Raw genomic sequence first — 16,673 nt, 5'->3', positions numbered from 1 at the left:
CTCTTCAATTCAAAAAGTTTAATCGCTCAATAAACTGCTTAGCTAAGTTTACATTCTACTTCTAAAGTAAAAATGAATTTCTAGTTTAAGCACCTATTAAGACTTCAAAATCAAAAATATTTTTTAATTAAGTCAATCAACAAGTGCCCACACAGATTGTCTGATAAATTGTTAAAGAACAAAAAACAACGACGCACTGCATTAAATCTAATTTCTCACAACAGTGCGTCGTTGTGTGGCATGCATTATAGAGAAATATGAAATCCTTGCAAGTACTTTTTGCAAAAAAATCTTGAAAAAGTGATTAAAAGAACATATTTGATACAAATCGTGTATTAAATTAACTAAACATGTTCTTTAATTGTTCTTGCAAGCCGCTTTGACGTTGTATACTCGCTTTTACACCTAACTTCCAGACTTTTTCTTCACTAAATAAAGTAAATGTCTCTTTCGCACGAGTGACTGCCGTATAAATAAGTTCTTTAGTGATAACCGGCGCACTGTTTAACGGCATAATAAAGAAAGTATGCTCAAACTCGGAACCTTGTGATTTATGAACCGTCATGACGTATGCAACTTCATGTTCAGGCAAACGACTAAGTGACAAACTTAAGTGGATATTTTCTACTTTCGTATCGAAATAGACTCTTAGCTGATTATGTTCATCCGGTAAAATGATACCGATATCACCGCTATAAATATTATTTTGAGGGGAATTTTGTGTAATCAAAATCGGTTTTCCCGCATAACTATCACGACTGAAAGCGAAATTAAGTAGGCGAGCTTTTTTTAATGCTTCCGCAATGCTCTGATTTAAACGCTCACTGCCTAATTCACTCACACGCAAAGCAGATAAAAATCTCACTTTCTGAAACGCTTCAAAAATTTCATTCACTGAGATCTTATTCGGATTACTCACGCGTTGTTGTACCAATTTTAGATACACCTGATAGTGCTCTACTGCTTTCTCAACCACTAAATTGACACAATGCTGAACCCACTGGCGTTTTTCTGTAAATTGAGTAGTACTAGGATATTTGATACAGACTAAATCCGTTTGGGATTTAGTAAAAATCCGCCAAGACTCATTCTCTTTCTGCTGATTCACTAATGTAGCCAATTGCCCGATACCAGAATGCTCACTAAAGCGATGACTTTTTTGTAGATGACAAAGAGCATCACAAATAGGTAATACATTAGCTTGTTCATTCAATGAATAACCTGTTACCTTATGTAGATAATCGCAATGTGCCGAGCTATACCCTTGTTGTACAAACTCACCGAGTTCTCCCATAATTGCACCGGCTTCTACTGAAGCAAGCTGATCTTTATCACCTAAAATGATCAAACGAGTACTCGGCTTCAATGCATTCATTAATTTTTCCATTAACGATAAATCGATCATTGATGCCTCATCCACTACTAATAAATCAAGATGTAACGGATTTTTCGCATGGTATGTCGGTGTATCTGAATTGGAACGCACACCGAGTAAACGATGAATCGTTGAGGCATAGGTAGGAATCTCAAATGTAAGTTGCATCTTTTCAAAGCTATTACTAATTGATTCTTTCAAACGTGCCGCCGCTTTACCGGTTGGAGCGACCAGCGCAATATTAAGTACGGATTTCTGCTGACGATATTGGCGAGTCTGTAAAGCAACTAATAATTTAGCAACTGTTGTTGTCTTTCCTGTTCCCGGACCACCGGAAATCACACAAAAACGTTGCCGCAATGCGGTGGCAACCGCAATCTGTTGCCAATCAATTTCCGTTGTTTTTTCTGGAAAAAGCTCAGAAAGAATTTGTTTGTCCAAATCAGTATTTGCAAATTCTTCCGGAAATTCGACCGCTTGTTGTAAATATCGGGCGATGTTATGTTCCGCCTGCCAATAACGATAAAAATAAAGTAAGCCATGCTGAAATAGCATTGGGGAAATTTTCATTGGAGAATGACTAAATGCAATATGCTCATGCAATATATCTTGCCACTCAAGCGGTGAGATTTCGCCTATTTTTTGCAAAATCTCATTCTGAAAATCACGCCCTAATTTTTTATGTTCCAATCCAAAAAAAGACTGTGCCGAATTTGAATCTAGTCGTAATGAGGTATGTCCTTGCATAACATGATATGAAAGCAATGCAGCTAATAAAATAGCGAGATTTTGTTGCTGTTCATTATAATTGTATGCCTGCTGCTTATGCGCAATCATTTTGGCAAATTGATAATTTAGTTCAGAGAGGTGATTTTCCGCTTTAAGCGTTTCGAGGAGTGTTAACATTGCTATTAAAATAAGAACGAATACATACTCAAATTATCTAATTTTCATTATACATTGTCCATTTATTCTCATCGGGCGTATAATTGCGCTTTATTATTAACGACTTCCAAATAAAAAGTGAAACAAATGAAACCCGCTACCGCAACCATCAGCCAATCTGCGCTTCGCCACAATATTGAGCTGATCAAAACTTTCGCTCCTCATCAGAAACTTCTCGCCATGATCAAAGCCAATGCTTATGGTCAAGGGCTATTACCGGCTGCCGGTGCACTTGCTGATTTAGTGGATGGTTTCGGCGTAGCACGTTTACGTGAAGCATTAGAAATTCAAGAATCTGGTTATACTGGCAAAATTTTACTGGTAGAAGGTTTTTTTGACCGTGAAGAATTGTTAAAAACCCTCTCTCGCCGCTTTGATACGGTTGTACATTGTTTAGAACAATTGGAATTGCTAGAACAAGTTGCGCAAGAATGGCAACAAGAGCAACAAAAAGGCTTTTGGAAGCGCAAAGCGAAAATTTACTTTCCGGTCAATGTTTGGTTGAAGATTGATACCGGTATGCACCGTCTTGGCGTACATCCTGAGCAAGTTGATATGTTCTACAAACGTTTACAAGCCTGTCCTTTGGTTGAACGTATTAGCTTTGTCAGCCATTTCAGTCGAGCAGACGAACCTGATTGCGGTTATACCGAAAAACAAATCGCTACGTTTGAAGCGGCAACAGCGTCCTATACAACACACGAACGCAGTATTTCTGCTTCAAGCGGTATTTTATATTGGAAACAAGCTCATTATGATTGGGTGCGCCCGGGTATTATTATGCACGGCATTTCCCCGCACTATACGCCAATCACTGATTTAGGGTTTAAACCGGTTATGACGCTCGCATCTTCTTTAATTGCGGTGAGAACGCATAAAGCAGGTGAACCGGTTGGTTACGGTGGTGTTTGGGTGAGTGATAAAGATACAAAATTAGGCGTGGTAGCGATGGGCTATGGTGACGGCTATCCCCGCAATGCGCCGGAAGGTACGCCGGTTTTAGCCAACGGACGTATTGTGCCGATTGTCGGTCGAGTTTCGATGGATATGTTGACTGTTGACCTTGGTGCGGATAGTCAAGATAAAGTCGGTGATGAAGTAATTTTCTGGGGTAAAGATCTGTTGATCGAAGAAGTCGCACAACATATCGGTGTAATCAGTTATGAATTGATTACTAAGCTTACACCTCGCGTAATTTTTGAATATAAGTAATCCAATATAATAAGCGGTCGTTTTTACAAAAAATTTTGCAAAAACGACCGCTTGTTTATTGTATAGCTTTGAGTAATTTACTCAATTATTTTGCACAACCGCAGTGTGAACCGTTTTCTTCGAAACGACGAGCCGCTTCATCCCAGTTTACTACGTTCCAAAATGCTTTAATGTAGTCCGGACGACGGTTTTGGTAGTTTAAATAGTAAGCGTGTTCCCAAACATCTAAACATAAAAGTGGGTAACCAGAAACGCCTGCAACTTCTTTACCCATTACCGGGTTGTCTTGGTTTGCCGTTGAAACAACCGCTAATTTACCGTCTTCAACCACTAGCCATGCCCAACCTGAGCCGAAACGCGTTGCTGCTGCTTTTTCAAATTCTGCTTGGAATGCTTCTACCGAACCGAAATCACGAACGATCGCATCTTTTAATGCGCCTTGTAAAGTTGTACCGGTTTTTAAACCTTTCCAAAAAAGAGTATGGTTTACGTGGCCGCCAACGTTATTGCGTACCGCTGTACGTTTTTCTGCCGGAACTTGGCTTAAGTCTTTAATTAACGCGCCTGGACATTTTTCTAAAAGCTCAGGGTGAGCTTCTAATGCTGCATTTGCGTTATTTACATATGCTTGGTGGTGTTTTGAGTGATGGATTTCCATCGTTGCTTTATCGAAATGTGGCTCTAGCGCATCATAAGCGTAGCCTAATTCTGGTAATTGATATGCCATTTTAGGGTCCTTTTTGTTAGGTTTATTAAAATCAGATGCAATATACCAAAAAGCGTTTAGAAAAGCACCATTTTTTAATCTAAATCAAAAAAATGTTATTTTTTAATCTTTTTACTTCTTTCCTGTTATAACTGAACATTATTTCCGCAAAAAGCCATTGACAAAGCAAACGCTTTCCCCCATTCTCTCCATAGATCACCGTTTTAATTAACCATACAGAAACAGATAATATGAATCGTTTTATTATTACCACCGGCAGCACTATTACCATTATGTATAAAGCATAGTGCGGGTGTCTGTACCAGTAAAACGGAAAGAATCAACCAAACCCGCATTATAAGCGGGTTTTTTTATATCCAAATTGCAAACATCAAACTAAACATCAGGAGAAACTATGCGAGTTCTTAAATTTGGCGGTACGTCGCTTGCTAACCCGGAACGCTTTATGCAAGCGGCCGATATCATCGAAAAAGCACACTTAAAAGACCAAGCGGCAGGTGTGCTTTCTGCACCGGCTAAAATTACCAACCACCTTGTGGCGATTGTTGATAAAGCGATTGCAGGCGAATCTTTTGAAACCAATCTCAAAGAAGCGACCGAAATTTTCCATAATATTATCAATGGCTTATATGCAGTAAATAATAATGTAGATCGTGAAGGCTTATTAGCACTAGTCGAAGCGGAACTGACCCAAATTCAAGGTGTTGCAAGTGAAGCGGCAAAAACAAAAGCATTGCCGGATAATGTCGCTGCAACAATTCATTGTCGTGGTGAAAAATTATCGATTGCAATGATGCAAGCGTGGTTCGAAGCAAAAGGCTACGACGTTACTCGTATTGATCCTGTTGAAAAATTATTAGCTCACGGTAGCTATTTAGAATCATCGGTAGATATTGCCGAATCAACCAAACGTGTTGATGCAAATTCAATTCCAAAGAAAAATGTCGTTTTAATGGCGGGCTTCACCGCTGGCAATGAAAACGGCGAACTCGTATTGCTTGGTCGCAATGGATCTGACTATTCCGCTGCGTGTTTAGCTGCTTGTTTAAAAGCGGATTGTTGCGAAATTTGGACGGATGTGGACGGTGTTTATACCTGCGATCCTCGCTTAGTACCGGAAGCGATTTGTTTAGAATCAATGAGTTACCAAGAAGCGATGGAACTTTCATACTTTGGTGCCAAAGTGATTCATCCTCGTACCATCGGTCCGTTAGTACCGTTAAATATCCCGTGCTTAATTAAAAATACCGCAAATCCTGATGCAAAAGGCACATTGATTGATGGCAACGTAGCGACTGACGGCTTAAAAGTGAAAGGTATTACTAACCTTGATAACGTTGCAATGTTTAACGTTTCGGGTTCAGGAATGCAAGGTATGGTTGGTATGGCCGCTCGCGTATTCTCTACTATGTCAAAAGCTGGTATTTCGGTGATCTTAATTACCCAATCTTCTTCTGAATACAGCATCAGCTTCTGTGTACCTGCAAAATTTGCTGAAAAAGCGACCGCTTGTTTAAATGCGGAATTTGCTCAAGAACTTGCAAATGGCGATTTAGATCCGATTGATATGATTCGTGAACTTTCTATCATTTCTGTTGTTGGCGATGGTATGCGTACAGCGAAAGGTGTTGCGGCTCGCTTCTTCTCATCGCTTGCACAAGCGAATATCAGCATTGTAGCGATTGCACAAGGTTCATCAGAGCGTTCAATTTCTGCAGTTGTACCGATGAATAAAGCGATTGAAGCGGTAAAAGCAACTCACCAAGGTCTATTTAGCAATAAAAAATCGATTGATGTTTTCCTTGTAGGTGTTGGCGGCGTAGGCGGCGAGTTGATTGAACAAATCAAACAACAAAAAGATTTCTTAGCAAAGAAGGATATTGAGATCCGTGTTTGTGCATTAGCAAATGCCGATAAAATGTTACTCAATGAAAACGGTTTAAATTTAGATAACTGGAAAAATGATTTAGAAATGGCAACCCAGCCTTCTGACTTTGATGTTTTATTATCATTCATCAAATTACATCACGTGGTTAATCCGGTATTTGTTGACTGTACCGCAGCACAATCTGTAGCAAACCTTTATACCCGTGCCTTAAAAGAGGGCTTCCACGTCGTTACCCCAAATAAGAAAGCAAATACAGGTAGTTATCAATATTATCAAGAGCTTCGTGATGCAGCTCGCCAAGGTCAGCATAAATTCTTATACGAAACAAATGTAGGCGCAGGCTTACCGGTGATTGAAAACTTACAGAATTTACTGGCTGCCGGTGATGAAGTAGAAAAATTCGAAGGGATTTTATCCGGCTCACTCTCATTTATCTTCGGTAAATTGGATGAAGGCTTAAGTCTTTCGGAAGCAACTTTAACTGCAAAAGAAAAAGGCTTTACCGAACCGGATCCCCGCGATGATCTTTCCGGTGCAGATGTAGCACGTAAGCTGTTAATTCTTGCTCGAGAAACCGGTTTAGCATTGGAATTTGACGATATTGAAGTGGAAGGCGTATTACCGAAAGGCTTCTCTGAAGGCATGAGTAAAGAGGAATTCTTAAAAGTATTACCGCAAGTTGATGCGGAATTTGCGCAACGTGTCCAAGCAGCAAAAGCGGAAGGTAAGGTATTACGTTATGTAGGTTCAATTACCGGTGATAAATGCCGTGTAGCAATTGAAGCGGTCGATGAAAACCATCCGCTTTATAAAGTAAAAGACGGTGAAAATGCGCTTGCATTCTTAACCCGTTATTACAGCCCGATTCCACTCTTATTAAGGGGTTATGGTGCAGGAACTGATGTAACTGCCGCGGGTATTTTTGCCGATATTCTTCGCACACTTCAAGGAGGCGCAAACTAATGACAATGTTACGAATTTATGCTCCCGCTTCTAGTGCTAATCTTAGCGTAGGCTTTGATTCTTTAGGTGCGGCAATATCTCCGATTGATGGTTCATTACTCGGTGACGTAGTACAAATTGAAGATTGCGAAACCACTTTTGAGTTGGAAAGTGCCGGTTATTTCGTACGTAAATTACCGAAAGAGCCACAAAAAAATATCGTTTATCAAGCCTACGTATTATTTAGCGAACGTTTAAAATTACGTGGCGGTGCGGTTAAAAACTTACGTCTTACCCTTGAAAAAAATATGCCGATTGGCTCGGGCTTAGGTTCAAGTGCTTGTTCAATCGTGGCGGCATTAGTTGCGTTAAATAAATTCCATGACGAACCGTTCTCAAAAATGGAATTGTTAGAAATGATGGGGGAATTGGAAGGACGTATTTCCGGCTCAATCCATTACGATAATGTCGCACCGTGTTATTTAGGCGGTTTACAGTTAATGACCCAATCGCTTGGTAATATTTGCCAAACAATCCCGTTCTTTGATGAATGGTATTGGGTGTTAGCTTATCCGGGAATTGAAGTTTCAACTGCAGAAGCTCGTGCAATTTTACCGAAGAACTATACTCGTCAAGATATGATCCAACAAGCACGTTATCTTGGCTCATTTGTACACGCTTGCCATACGCATCAAGACATCTTGGCTGCAACAATGATGAAAGATCTGATTGCTGAACCGTATCGTGAAAACTTATTACCAAACTTCCCTGTTGTTCGCCAAGGTTGTAAAGACTTAGGTGCATTAGCAGTGGGCATTTCCGGTTCCGGTCCGACAATGTATGCAATCGCTCCGGATCTTGAACACGCACAAAAACTGGTTGCTTATCTTGAAAAAGAATATCTGCAAAACAATGAAGGATTTATCCACATTTGTAAGGTAGATAATCAAGGCGCACGAGAGTTGAAATAATTATCTGTTAATTTAGTTTGTTACAAGCGGTCTAATTTTGCAAAAAATTTGTAAGATTAGACCGCTTTTTTATGTCCTAAAACCGCTTATTATTAGGTGATTCAAGCTATATATCTTTCTGTTATATTTAATGAATTTTCACCACTAACATCTTTATCCAAAATAACGTATTCTCATCTTAATCTCTTATTCATACTAAAGGAATAACAACTATGACTATCTATGCAGACAATTCTTATACTATTGGTAATACCCCACTTGTTCGTTTAAAAAACTTTGGTCAAAATGGCAATTTATTAGTAAAAATTGAATCTCGTAATCCAAGTTTTAGCGTAAAATGCCGCATTGGAGCCAATATGGTATGGCAAGCAGAAAAAGACGGTATCTTAACTGAAGGTAAAGAAATCGTAGATGCAACCAGTGGCAACACTGGTATCGCATTGGCTTATGTTGCAGCGGCGCGTGGCTATAAAATCACGCTTACCATGCCGGAAACCATGAGTACCGAACGTAAACGTTTATTACGTGGTTTAGGCGTTAACCTTGTGTTAACCGAAGGTGCCAAAGGTATGAAAGGTGCAATTGCCAAAGCGGAAGAAATTGTGGCAAGCGATCCGAATCGTTATGTGATTTTAAAACAATTTGAAAACCCAGCTAACCCGGCAATTCACCAACAAACAACCGGCCCTGAAATTTGGAATGCTACTGGAGGTCATGTGGATGTAATTGTAGCAGGCGTAGGTACTGGCGGTACGATTACCGGTATTTCTCGTTACATCAAGCAAGATCAAGGTAAACAAATTCTTTCTGTTGCGGTTGAACCGAAAGAATCACCGGTGATTACTCAAACCTTAAGCGGCAAAGAAGTCAAACCGGGTCCACACAAAATCCAAGGTATTGGCGCAGGCTTTATTCCGAAAAACTTAGATTTAAGTCTAATTGATCGTGTTGAGCAAGTCTCTAGCGAAGAAGCGATCATAACCGCACGCAGAATTATGGCGGAAGAAGGTATTTTAGTCGGTATTTCATCCGGTGCAGCGGTTGCAGCGGCTGATCGTCTTGCAAAATTACCTGAATTTGCCGATAAACAAATTGTTGCAATTCTCCCATCTGCATCAGAACGTTATTTAAGTACCTTATTATTTGAAGGTGTGGAAATTTAAGTTTTTCATACATGCCGGTAAAATTCCGGCACTTTCTTTCTAAAGCTATCTTACAAGCGGTTTAATTTCGCAAAAAATTTGCAAATTTAGGCATTTTGTTGTACAATCCTCTACCGTCAAATTACGGTATTCCGTATCATACAGATTTCCAATCTATTTTTTCATAATCAATATATTTCCTATGCATCTTACTCAATTAAAAAATACACCGGTTTCGGAACTTGTCGAAATGGGTGAAAATCAAATGGGCTTAGAAAATTTAGCTCGTTTACGTAAACAAGACATTATTTTTGCAATTCTCAAACAACACGCTAAAAGCGGTGAAGATATCTTTGGCCAAGGCGTATTAGAAATTCTTCCAGATGGTTTCGGTTTCTTACGTTCGGCAGATAGTTCATACCTTGCCGGTCCTGATGATATCTATGTTTCACCAAGTCAAATTCGTCGTTTCAATCTTCAAACCGGTGATAAAATCGAAGGTAAAATTCGCCCACCAAAAGAAGGCGAGCGTTACTTTGCATTATTAAAAGTTGATCTTGTTAATGATGACAAACCTGAAGTTTCTCGTAGTAAAATCTTATTTGAAAACTTAACCCCATTACACGCAAACTCACGTTTAAAAATGGAGCGAGGCAATGGTTCAACTGAAGACTTAACCGCACGTATTCTTGATTTAGCATCTCCAATTGGTAAAGGTCAGCGTGGTTTAATCGTTGCTCCACCGAAAGCCGGTAAAACTGTTCTTCTGCAAAATATTGCGCAAAGTATTACGCATAATTACCCAGAATGTGAATTGATCGTACTTCTGATTGATGAACGTCCTGAAGAAGTTACTGAAATGCAACGTACCGTACGTGGTGAAGTAATTGCTTCAACCTTTGACGAACCGGCAACACGTCACGTACAAGTTGCGGAAATGGTAATTGAAAAAGCAAAACGCTCGGTAGAACACAAGAAAGACGTGGTTATTCTATTAGACTCAATCACTCGTCTTGCTCGTGCTTACAATACCGTGACCCCTGTTTCAGGTAAAATCCTTTCCGGTGGTGTGGATGCAAATGCATTACACCGACCAAAACGTTTCTTCGGTGCAGCTCGTAACGTAGAAGAAGGCGGTAGCTTAACCATTATCGCAACCGCATTGGTTGATACCGGTTCGAAAATGGATGAAGTTATCTTCGAAGAGTTTAAAGGTACTGGTAATATGGAATTACACCTTTCTCGTAAAATTGCAGAACGTCGTGTATTCCCGGCAATTGAATTTAACCGTTCCGGTACACGTAAAGATGACTTATTAATGTCACCGGAAGAACACCGTAATGCGTGGATGTTACGTAAAGTACTGAATCCAATGGATGAAGTAGCAGCAATGGAATGGTTAATCGATAAACTCAGCGTTGCAAAAACTAACGAAGAATTTTTCGAAGTAATGAAACGTTCATAAAAAAACAAAGGCACTCTTTTGAGTGCTTTTTTCTTATCTGCGCTAGAACTTGACCTCTAAACTTAGCACATAGTTTCTTCCCGGAGCGACATAACTTGCGTGACCTCGATTGTATACCATCAAGCCCTTTTTCTTTTGCACTGACGCTCAAATCTCTATAGCGGTTATCAAAATAGCTTACTTCCAATACACCAAAATCACCGTTAAAATTACCTGCATCTATCCAATCATCATCCGATTTAAAGCGATGATAGTCATAACGTACACCTAAACCTAAATCCAATTTATCGCCAAAGAAAATACGATCTGATAAACTCCAACAGCCTTATCTTGACTATTTGTGTTATTGATAAAGCTACCGCCCATTTCTTGAGCATCAGCACCATAAAATCTACCTGAAACTGTAGCATCAGTGTGCAATGTTTTAGCATCTACTTTAAATCCTTCAGATGTAGTTTTGACTACACCGCAAAATCCATTTTTATCTATTTTTCCATCATTAAAAAGTAATGATCGTACCATTTTGCGTATTATCACCAAATCCGTCTTGAATCGTTTTTAAGCAAAATCGACATAGAGTCTCGCTTTGAAGGAGGCCACTTTACGGAACCGTCTTGACTAACTAACTGTTCCTGCCAACTTGTTTTATATTCAAATCCACTGGTTTTAGAAATTGCATTAACCGCTGTACGTTCTCCTATTAAAAATAACTGTTCTGCTTGATTATCTATTTTATATAGACCAAATTTCGTATTTGCCAAGTTGTTACAACAAGCGGTTACTTTTACAGATTTATTTGCAATTTTATGTTCCGTATTTGGGTTTAATAATGATATTACCTTACCATCAACGATCAGTTGAACAGCCTGACCAAATGTATCGATTTCTGCCTGCTGCAAGCCGCCTAAACTAAATTCGTCGAGCATCAAATTTAGTTTCCATTGCTGCTTTTCCCTCCGCTTATTTTGCTGCAAAAACAGCAAAGAGTGATTGGTCTGACGCTAACAATTACCAACTAACTCCTTCACGTTCTGTCCGTAGAATCCGCCTTCTAAAGTATTTTTAGCATCTATCCGAGTAAGAAAATTTACTAAGATATTTTGAAATAATTGAAAAAGCTGTAGTTATCATCAATTAAAGGCGATATAAATAAAAAATCCCTTAAAAGTCATAAACTTAAAAGGGATTTATTTAAAAGCTAAGGAAAAAACTTATAGTGTCTCTAATACTTCTTTTAACACAGTAACACCTTGCATTATTTGTGTTTCTGAAATAATTAATGGTGGTAATAAGCGTAATTTGGTTTTCGCCGTGAGCGTTAATACGCCTTTTTCTATTGCTTTCGATACCACATCACCGGCTTTTACACCATCTTCAAACTCAATACCAAGCATTAAACCTAAGCCGGAAACCGATTTTACTTTTGGTAAGCTAAGTAATGCTGCGCGTAATTTTTCGCCTTTAGCCGTAACATCGGCAAGGAATTTTTCATCCATTTTGGCTAACACCGCATTCGCCGCCGCACAACAAACCGGGTTCGCACCAAAGGTTGAACCGTGATCACTTTTACCCAATGTATTTTGGCATTTTTCACCCAGTATAAAAGCGCCGATCGGTAAACCGCCACCTAACCCTTTGGCAAGCGTGATAATATCCGGCTGTAAGCCGAAATGTTGATAAGCAAACAATCTTCCGGTGCGTCCGATACCGGTTTGTACTTCATCAATAATCAAAATGATATCTTTGGCTTGGCAAATCGCTTGTACACCTTGTAAATATTCGGCATCTAATGCACAAACTCCGCCTTCGCCTTGTACCACTTCTAACATCACCGCACACACATCATTTTCTTCAAGGCGTGCGTGTAAAGCATCTAAATCGTTAGCTGGCGTATGTTCAAAACCTTGTGTAAATGGGAAAAAGTGTTGATGAAATACATCTTGTCCTGTTGCTGCAAGGGTTGAGATCGTTCGTCCGTGAAATGAATTAACTAAACTGAGTACGGTCGCTCTGCCCTTGCCGTATTTGTCGTGGCTATATTTACGCGCAGTTTTAATTGCTCCTTCATTCGCTTCCGCACCCGAATTGCAAAAAAATACGCGTTTTAGACCGCTTGCTTTAACCAAACTTCTTGCCAGCAAACCCGACGGCTCGGTAAAGAATAAATTTGAAGTATGCTGTAATTTACCCGCCTGAGTAGTTACCGCTGCCAACCAACTGTCATCTGCCCAACCAAGGCTGTTGGTGCCGATACCGCTAGTAAAATCTAAATATTGATTACCTTCAAAATCCCACACGTCACAACCTTTTCCGTGTGAAAGTGCGAGATTAAATCTACCGTAAGTTTGTGCGATATAATCCGTATCTAATTGTTTGATATCGTTGCTGCTCATTTTCTCTTCCTAATTATTTTTTATAAAAAAGCGTGCCGTTTTTACCACCGAATAGTGAGACTAAAATGGCGTGTGGTACTCGTCCGTCAATGATATTCGCTTCAATACCGCCGGCGTTAATAAAATCAGTACAGCAGGCGATTTTCGGAATCATACCGCCGGCAATAATGCTTTGATCGATTAAGCCTTGAACGTCACTGACTTCAACTTCCGGAATCAACGTACTTTCATCAAAGCGATCACGTAATAAGCCAGCAATATCCGTCATACTCACTAATTTAGCCGCCCCTAACGCCATCGCAATTTCACTTGCTGCCGTATCCGCATTGATATTATAAGCCACGCCTTGCTCATCCACACCAACCGTAGAAATCACCGGAATCAAATTCTCATTTAACGCAAGCTCCAATAATTGGGTATTTACTTTAACAATCTCGCCGACAAAGCCGTAATCGACCTCACCTTGCAATTTCTCACATTGCAACATATTGCCGTCAATACCGCATAAACCCACGCCCTTACCTTTCAATAACGCTACTAAACTTTTATTCACTTTACCGGCGAGCATTTGTAATACCACATTAATCGTATCTTGGTCGGTAACTCGTAAACCATTGATAAATTGCGGCTCTTTGCCCAATAATTTAACCCCTTGTGAAATTTCCGGCCCACCTCCATGTACCAATACTACTTTCACACCTAATTGGTTCAGCAATAAAATATCCTGCATTACCAATTTTTTAAGCTCTTCATTGATCATCGCATTACCGCCGTATTTCACCACAATAATTTTTTCTTGAAACGGAGCAAGATAAGCGGTCGCTTTTTCTAAAAGATTTGCAAAATTTTCAACTTCGTTTTGTAACATTTTAAACCCCAAATAATTTCTCACGATGGCTAAACTTCTAATCCGGCAGTTTCTTCACGACCTAACATAATATTCATACATTGCACTGCAGCGCCAGATGCACCTTTACCTAAATTATCGAAACGTGCGCACAATAATAATTGTGTTTCATTGCCGTAAACAAAGATTTCAAGGTTGTCTTTACCGCTAAATTCATTCGCCGCTAACATTCCATCTTCGGGTAAAGTGCAGGCAGGGTGAACCTTAATTAAGGTAGAGTTCCGGTAATAGTCACTGAATAAATTTGCAATTTTTTCGGCAGAATTGACCGCTTGTGAAAGAGCTGAAACAGGGAGCGGCACAGTCACCAACATTCCGCTGTAATAGTCGGCAACCACCGGTGTGAAAATAGGGGGATGGTTTGAACCGGTAAGCGCTTGCATTTCCGGTAAATGTTTATGTTTGAGGGCGAGTCCATAAACACGAGGGGCATTAAATTTTTGTTCACGATCTTGGTTTTGATATTCAGCGATCATCAATTTACCGCCGCCGGAATAGCCGGTGAGAGAATGGCAAGAAAGTGGATAATCGGTACTTAAAGCACCTTTTTCAATAAGAGGACGAACCAACGCAATGTAACCTGTAGCATGGCAACCCGGTACGGCAACTCGATTCGCATTTTGAATTTTTTCAAACTGTCCGGAAAGCTCAGCAAAGCCATAAGTCCAATCTGGATTCACACGATGAGCAGTCGAAGTATCACAAATTCTTGCATTTGCCGGGGCGAGTGCCACTAATTCTTTAGAAGCCTTATCCGGTAAACAAAGAAAAGTCAGATCCGCTTCCGCTACTTTTGCTACCCTTGCATTAAGATCTTTACGTAATTCTTCCGGAAGGCTTAATAGCTCAATATCTTCCGCATTAGCAAGACGATCAAAAATACGTAAACCGGTTGTACCGACTGCTCCGTCCACAAAAATTTTATATTTACTCATCATAAATCCTTATTACTGTCAAAACGTTGAGCATCTTACTCTTATTCAAGTAGAATTTCAAATACAAAACAGAATAAAAATTCATTAAAAATGAATAAATAATCATTCAGTTTTAACATTGCCTATCACATATAAAAAATCCTCCGAGATTTTCACCTCGAAGGATTTGCAAAATAATTCGGAAAATTAACCGCTTATTCCGCTTGGTCACCGATTAACACAGATTCTAATGCAATCGTGATCATGTCATTAAAAGTTAATTGACGTTCTTCTGATGAAGTTTGTTCGCCGGTACGGATATGGTCTGAAACCGTACAAATTGCTAACGCTTTCGCACCGTATTCTGCCGCAACAGCATAAATACCAGCTGCTTCCATTTCTACACCTAAAATGCCGTATTTTTCCATAACGTCAAACATTTCTACATCCGGTGTATAGAATAAATCTGCTGAGAATAAGTTACCAACACGTACTGCAACACCTTTTTCTTTTGCTGCTTGTACTGCTGCTAGTGTCATATCAAAGTCAGAAATTGCCGCAAAATCGTTATCACGGAAACGAATACGGTTTACTTTTGAGTCTGTACAAGCACCTGTACCGATAATTACATCACGAACTTTTACATCTTGACGTACTGCACCACATGAACCTACACGGATGATTTTTTTCACACCGTATTCTGTAATCAGTTCTTTTGCATAAATTGAGCAAGAAGGAATCCCCATACCATGACCCATCACTGAAATACGACGACCTTTATAAGTGCCGGTATAACCGAACATATTACGAACATCCGTTACTTGTTCTGCATTTTCTAAGAAAGTTTCTGCAATGTATTTAGCACGAAGTGGGTCACCCGGCATAATTACTACATCTGCAAATGCACCTTCTGGTGCGTTAATATGTGGAGTCATTGTTAATTTCCTCTATTGTTGCTATTTAGTGTGTAAAAAATTAATAAATTTAAACCGCTTATCTTAGTAGCCGCTTACTTCTTGATTTGCCTGCTCATTTAACGCAGCTAATAAGTTAGTTAATAAACTTGAAGCACCGAAACGGAAGTGATCTGCATTCACCCAATCTTTTCCAAGAATTTCTTGCGCAAGCACTAAATATTGCTCCGCTTCTTCCGCTGTTTTCACGCCGCCTGCCGCTTTAAAACCGACTTTATCCGCTACGTTTAAATCACGAATGGTTTCTAACATGATGCGTGCTGATTCTAAAGTTGCGTTTACCGGCACTTTGCCCGTTGAGGTTTTAATAAAATCTGCGCCTGCTTTAATTGAAATCTCACTTGCTTGACGAATTAATTCAGCGTTTTTTAGTTCGCCGGTTTCAATGATCACCTTCAATAATACGTTTGATGCTTGGCAAACCGCCTTACATTGTTGAACCAGCTCAAAACCAATTTGCTCATTACCTGCCACTAATGCTTTGTAAGGGAATACCACATCCACTTCATCAGCACCATAAGCCACAGCTGCTTTGGTCTCCGCGACTGCGATTTCAATATCATCATTACCATGCGGGAAATTAGTTACCGTGGCAATTTTAACTTGCTCCGTACCTTGTGCTTTTAGCGCTTTACGAGCAACCGGTACAAAACGCGGATAAACGCAAACTGCTGCCGGTGTACCGAATTCCGTCTTACCTTGCTGACAAAGAGAAATTACTTTCTCATCCGTGTCATTGTCATTCAATGTAGTTAAATCCATTAAAGATAAAGCGATTTTTGCCGAATCTTTTAAACTCATACGAGCCCCCGTTTTAC

15 protein-coding genes are annotated in these 16,673 nt (G+C 39.7%); 5 read left to right on the top strand and 10 right to left on the bottom strand.

Annotated features, from left to right (window positions below):
• Positions 1–340: 340 nt before the first annotated feature.
• A complete protein-coding gene (gene recD / locus C228_RS0105560) occupies positions 341–2,281 on the bottom strand; it encodes an exodeoxyribonuclease V subunit alpha (RefSeq protein WP_018651692.1) in 1,941 nt (646 codons plus the stop codon).
• A 126-nt stretch (positions 2,282–2,407) separates the two neighbouring features.
• Here recD and alr point away from each other — a divergent pair, with 126 nt between their 5' ends.
• A complete protein-coding gene (gene alr / locus C228_RS0105555) occupies positions 2,408–3,532 on the top strand; it encodes an alanine racemase (RefSeq protein WP_018651691.1) in 1,125 nt (374 codons plus the stop codon).
• A gap of 85 nt (positions 3,533–3,617) precedes the next feature.
• On the opposite strand, the gene sodA is transcribed toward alr, so the two are convergent.
• On the bottom strand, positions 3,618–4,259 hold the full coding sequence (gene sodA, locus C228_RS0105550; protein WP_018651690.1) for a superoxide dismutase [Mn]: 642 nt from the start codon (positions 4,257–4,259) through the stop codon (positions 3,618–3,620).
• Positions 4,260–4,653: 394 nt separating this feature from the next.
• On the opposite strand from sodA, the gene thrA reads away from it, so the two are divergent.
• The 4 genes from thrA (at position 4,654) to rho (ending at position 10,667) form a co-directional block, all read left to right on the top strand.
• On the top strand, positions 4,654–7,110 hold the full coding sequence (gene thrA / locus C228_RS0105545; RefSeq protein ID WP_018651689.1) for a bifunctional aspartate kinase/homoserine dehydrogenase I: 2,457 nt from the start codon (positions 4,654–4,656) through the stop codon (positions 7,108–7,110).
• Positions 7,110–8,060, top strand: a complete 951-nt coding sequence (thrB, locus tag C228_RS0105540; RefSeq protein ID WP_018651688.1) for a homoserine kinase — start codon at positions 7,110–7,112, stop codon at positions 8,058–8,060. Before thrA ends, thrB begins: the two co-directional genes overlap by 1 nt.
• A gap of 212 nt (positions 8,061–8,272) precedes the next feature.
• A complete protein-coding gene (gene cysK / locus C228_RS0105535) occupies positions 8,273–9,223 on the top strand; it encodes a cysteine synthase A (RefSeq protein WP_018651687.1) in 951 nt (316 codons plus the stop codon).
• A 181-nt stretch (positions 9,224–9,404) separates the two neighbouring features.
• Positions 9,405–10,667 (top strand): transcription termination factor Rho, encoded by a 1,263-nt coding sequence (gene rho / locus C228_RS0105530; protein ID WP_005624302.1) that lies wholly within the window; start codon positions 9,405–9,407, stop codon positions 10,665–10,667.
• On the opposite strand, the gene C228_RS14315 is transcribed toward rho, so the two are convergent.
• The 8 genes from C228_RS14315 to deoC all read right to left on the bottom strand — a co-directional run bounded on the left by C228_RS14315 (position 10,630) and on the right by deoC (position 16,656).
• Complete coding sequence (locus C228_RS14315; protein ID WP_026313204.1) at positions 10,630–10,950, bottom strand: hypothetical protein; 321 nt, start codon at positions 10,948–10,950, stop codon at positions 10,630–10,632. The two genes, rho and C228_RS14315, sit on opposite strands and share 38 nt — an antisense overlap.
• Positions 10,941–11,189, bottom strand: a complete 249-nt coding sequence (locus C228_RS13910) for a transferrin-binding protein-like solute binding protein (protein WP_155877780.1) — start codon at positions 11,187–11,189, stop codon at positions 10,941–10,943. The genes C228_RS14315 and C228_RS13910 overlap by 10 nt, the downstream gene beginning before the upstream one ends.
• A gap of 11 nt (positions 11,190–11,200) precedes the next feature.
• Positions 11,201–11,593: a transferrin-binding protein-like solute binding protein gene (locus C228_RS13905; RefSeq protein WP_026313202.1), complete on the bottom strand. Its 393-nt coding sequence runs from the start codon at positions 11,591–11,593 to the stop codon at positions 11,201–11,203.
• 285 nt (positions 11,594–11,878) lie between these two features.
• The gene (locus C228_RS0105510) at positions 11,879–13,060 is read right to left on the bottom strand and encodes an aspartate aminotransferase family protein (protein WP_018651685.1); all 1,182 of its coding nucleotides are present in this window, start codon (positions 13,058–13,060) and stop codon (positions 11,879–11,881) included.
• Positions 13,061–13,073: 13 nt separating this feature from the next.
• Positions 13,074–13,928, bottom strand: coding sequence for an acetylglutamate kinase (argB, locus tag C228_RS0105505; protein WP_018651684.1), 855 nt, complete (start codon positions 13,926–13,928; stop codon positions 13,074–13,076).
• 29 nt (positions 13,929–13,957) lie between these two features.
• Positions 13,958–14,902 (bottom strand): N-acetyl-gamma-glutamyl-phosphate reductase, encoded by a 945-nt coding sequence (argC, locus tag C228_RS0105500; RefSeq protein ID WP_018651683.1) that lies wholly within the window; start codon positions 14,900–14,902, stop codon positions 13,958–13,960.
• Between the two features lie 194 nt (positions 14,903–15,096).
• Entirely contained in the window at positions 15,097–15,816 is a 720-nt protein-coding gene (deoD, locus tag C228_RS0105495; RefSeq protein ID WP_018651682.1) for a purine-nucleoside phosphorylase, read from the bottom strand.
• Positions 15,817–15,879: 63 nt separating this feature from the next.
• Positions 15,880–16,656, bottom strand: coding sequence for a deoxyribose-phosphate aldolase (deoC, locus tag C228_RS0105490; protein ID WP_018651681.1), 777 nt, complete (start codon positions 16,654–16,656; stop codon positions 15,880–15,882).
• Between the last annotated feature and the right edge of the window lie 17 nt (positions 16,657–16,673).

It is taken from the genome of Actinobacillus capsulatus DSM 19761 (assembly GCF_000374285.1).
Lineage (GTDB): Bacteria > Pseudomonadota > Gammaproteobacteria > Enterobacterales > Pasteurellaceae > Actinobacillus > Actinobacillus capsulatus.
This window is presented reverse-complemented; position numbering and strand designations above follow the sequence as displayed.

Coding starts and splice junctions, on each gene's coding strand:
- recD (WP_018651692.1), bottom strand. CDS start 2,281: ATGTTAACACTCCTCGAAACGCTTAAAGCGGAAAATCACCTCTCTGAA.
- alr (WP_018651691.1), top strand. CDS start 2,408: ATGAAACCCGCTACCGCAACCATCAGCCAATCTGCGCTTCGCCACAAT.
- sodA (WP_018651690.1), bottom strand. CDS start 4,259: ATGGCATATCAATTACCAGAATTAGGCTACGCTTATGATGCGCTAGAG.
- thrA (WP_018651689.1), top strand. CDS start 4,654: ATGCGAGTTCTTAAATTTGGCGGTACGTCGCTTGCTAACCCGGAACGC.
- thrB (WP_018651688.1), top strand. CDS start 7,110: ATGACAATGTTACGAATTTATGCTCCCGCTTCTAGTGCTAATCTTAGC.
- cysK (WP_018651687.1), top strand. CDS start 8,273: ATGACTATCTATGCAGACAATTCTTATACTATTGGTAATACCCCACTT.
- rho (WP_005624302.1), top strand. CDS start 9,405: ATGCATCTTACTCAATTAAAAAATACACCGGTTTCGGAACTTGTCGAA.
- C228_RS13910 (WP_155877780.1), bottom strand. CDS start 11,189: ATGGTACGATCATTACTTTTTAATGATGGAAAAATAGATAAAAATGGA.
- C228_RS13905 (WP_026313202.1), bottom strand. CDS start 11,593: ATGCTCGACGAATTTAGTTTAGGCGGCTTGCAGCAGGCAGAAATCGAT.
- C228_RS0105510 (WP_018651685.1), bottom strand. CDS start 13,060: ATGAGCAGCAACGATATCAAACAATTAGATACGGATTATATCGCACAA.
- argB (WP_018651684.1), bottom strand. CDS start 13,928: ATGTTACAAAACGAAGTTGAAAATTTTGCAAATCTTTTAGAAAAAGCG.
- argC (WP_018651683.1), bottom strand. CDS start 14,902: ATGAGTAAATATAAAATTTTTGTGGACGGAGCAGTCGGTACAACCGGT.
- deoD (WP_018651682.1), bottom strand. CDS start 15,816: ATGACTCCACATATTAACGCACCAGAAGGTGCATTTGCAGATGTAGTA.
- deoC (WP_018651681.1), bottom strand. CDS start 16,656: ATGAGTTTAAAAGATTCGGCAAAAATCGCTTTATCTTTAATGGATTTA.